Origin of the sequence: Streptomyces sp. PH10-H1 (assembly GCF_030063355.1) — a bacterium.
Classification (GTDB): Bacteria; Actinomycetota; Actinomycetes; order Streptomycetales; family Streptomycetaceae; genus Actinacidiphila.
Genome location: NZ_JASISZ010000190.1, coordinates 1 through 2,206, shown reverse-complemented (window position 1 = coordinate 2,206; position 2,206 = coordinate 1). Strand labels below are relative to the sequence as shown.

Sequence of the window (2,206 nt, the reverse complement as noted above, 5' to 3'; positions counted from 1 at the left end):
GCTCGACTTTCGTCGTTCTGACGGGTCGTCGGCTCCTATGCGGCGGTGTCGAGGCTGGCTGTGGCCCATGCTTGCTGGACGGCGCGGATTTCCTGATCGGTGGGCCGGCCTGGGCTCCTGGGCAGAAATCGGGCGGCGATTATGACCCGGCGGAGCTTGGCGAGCATGTCGGCCACGGAGGGGTCGGTCTTGGTGGTGTACCAGGGGGCGTGCTCGCGGCGGTCGGCGGCGTCGCTGGGGTGGTGGCCGTGCAGCGCGTACCAGGCGACGGTGATCGTGTAGCAGTACAGGCCGAACGGGACGGTGCGCTCGACGGCGGCCCGGGTGCGGTTTTGGGCCTGGCCGGTCCCGAGCAGGTCGCGGGCCTCGGCGAAGGTGACCTCGATCGCCCAGCGCCACGCGTAGCGGGTGATCAGCGCCGGGGCGGGGGTGGTCAGGTCGGTGGTGACCAGCGCGAGGTCATAGCCGGTGGCGGTGTCGTCGTCGCGTAGGAGGATCACGCGGACCGTTTGGGTGTGGAAGGAGCCGTACCACAGGCAGGTTTGCTCGGCCAGGTGCACGGTCTCGGTGCGCTGGTAGCGCGTGACGTGGACGGACGCGAACACGAGGGTGGCGGCGAGGTCCTTCGCGGTGCCCAGGCGGGCGCCCTTGAGTGCGGGCCGTCCGCGGCGGCCGGTGCGCGGCGGGGCGAGGTCGTACAGCACCCCGGACGCGGGCAGCCGGGTGGTGAAGGTGCAGGTGGCGGGCAGGTCACGCAGGGCCCGCCCGTGGTAGGCGGCGTCCGCGACCACGTGGATGCGCCGGGTGTGGTGGCATGCGGCCAGCAGGCGGAGCATGGACGCGGCGAGGTCGACCTTGGACTGCTCCTGCTTCGGGCGCCACAGCCGGGCCATCACCGGCAGGCACACCGGCCTCGCCAGGAACGGGAGTTGGACGATGATGCCGACCACGACGAAGCACGTCCCGCGCCCGACCGGCTTGGGGCCCTTGGCGGCGCCGTCGTGTTGCCAGGCCGCGCCGAACACCTTCTTCCCGCGCCGCTTGAACAAGGTGTCGTCCACCGCGACCGTCAGCACCGAGCCCTCGGGCAGCAGACGGCGCACGACCAGGTGGGACAGGGCGATGCCCAACAGGTCCGGGCTCCACCGGGCCCGGGAGAAGAACGCGTGGGCGCGGTCATGCGACCAGGAGCGCGTCAACCCCGCACCCGCGAGCATCCCGGTCACCGTGCCCCGCCCGGTCTGCGCGACCAGCCCCGTGACCAGCGCCGCGAAAGTGGTGAACGTCGGCGCGGTGAAGCAACCCCGCAGTAACCCCAGCACGGCGAGCAGCGAAGCGGGTACGGTCGGATCCGGAAGCATCGGCGGGTCCCTCCCCGGAGGAGACAGAAGCACCGCCGATGCTTCTCCGCTGTCCCCACCCCACGCGGCCGGACGGCCCCACATCACCCGCCCGAGCGACCCAAACGACGATCAACGAAAACGTCGAGAGTCGAGAGGAGGGCCGGCCTGTGCGGTCACCCAGTCCAGCAGAGCGTCGGTCAGCTCGCTGAGGGACCGCCCGTAACCGAGGAGGACGAAGCGGCAGTCAAGGGAGTCTCCGGGATTGTGGGGGTTGAGGAGTCCGCATCGCAGGCCCGTGAGGTCGATCTGGCCGCCCAGGCAGTAACTGGCCCCGTTGAGGACGGGGTCGACCAGCGTCGTCCAGACCAGGAGGCCGTCCGTCCACAGAACGTCGACGGGGAAGTCGACCAGGAATTCGTCGGGTTCCGGCGCACCGTTCGGCCACGTGGCGACGCGGGCAGCAAGGTGTTCGACCACTGGCTTCCACGGCTCGCCGAAGTCCCAGTCCGCCAGGTACTCGTCGAACACGCTCATCGATGCGCCTCACCTTTCGCGTCCGTATGCGATGAACTGCTGCCAGTGCTGCCGGTCCTTCCGGTCGCTGGTGTGAACACGTTCCATCACGCCAAGCAGCACCAAATGCGCACGGATCCGGTCGGCGCCTGCGCAGACGACGCGGCTGTCACCATTGACGCTACCGCCGAGGTCCATCGCGACGGCATCATCGGCGAGGACGGCGGGCACATCGCGCTGGTGTACCGCCGATGTTGGAGTTCATGCCTCGACCCTGGGCAGGGCCTCCTCGAGCTCGTCTTCGACAGCCGCATAGGAGCCGACGACCCATCAGAATGACGAAAGTCGAG

3 protein-coding genes are annotated in these 2,206 nt (G+C 69.7%); all 3 read right to left on the bottom strand.

Going from position 1 to position 2,206, the window contains the following annotated elements:
- Positions 1 to 35: 35 nt before the first annotated feature.
- The 3 genes from QMK24_RS41080 to QMK24_RS41070 all read right to left on the bottom strand — a co-directional run bounded on the left by QMK24_RS41080 (position 36) and on the right by QMK24_RS41070 (position 2,087).
- Complete coding sequence (locus QMK24_RS41080) at positions 36 to 1,361, bottom strand: IS701 family transposase (protein WP_283472023.1); 1,326 nt, start codon at positions 1,359 to 1,361, stop codon at positions 36 to 38.
- Between the two features lie 111 nt (positions 1,362 to 1,472).
- Positions 1,473 to 1,877 carry a hypothetical protein gene (locus QMK24_RS41075; protein WP_283472022.1) on the bottom strand — a complete coding sequence of 135 codons (405 nt, stop codon included), beginning with the start codon at positions 1,875 to 1,877 and terminating at the stop codon, positions 1,473 to 1,475.
- 9 nt (positions 1,878 to 1,886) lie between these two features.
- Positions 1,887 to 2,087 carry a hypothetical protein gene (locus QMK24_RS41070; protein ID WP_283472021.1) on the bottom strand — a complete coding sequence of 67 codons (201 nt, stop codon included), beginning with the start codon at positions 2,085 to 2,087 and terminating at the stop codon, positions 1,887 to 1,889.
- Positions 2,088 to 2,206: the final 119 nt, after the last annotated feature.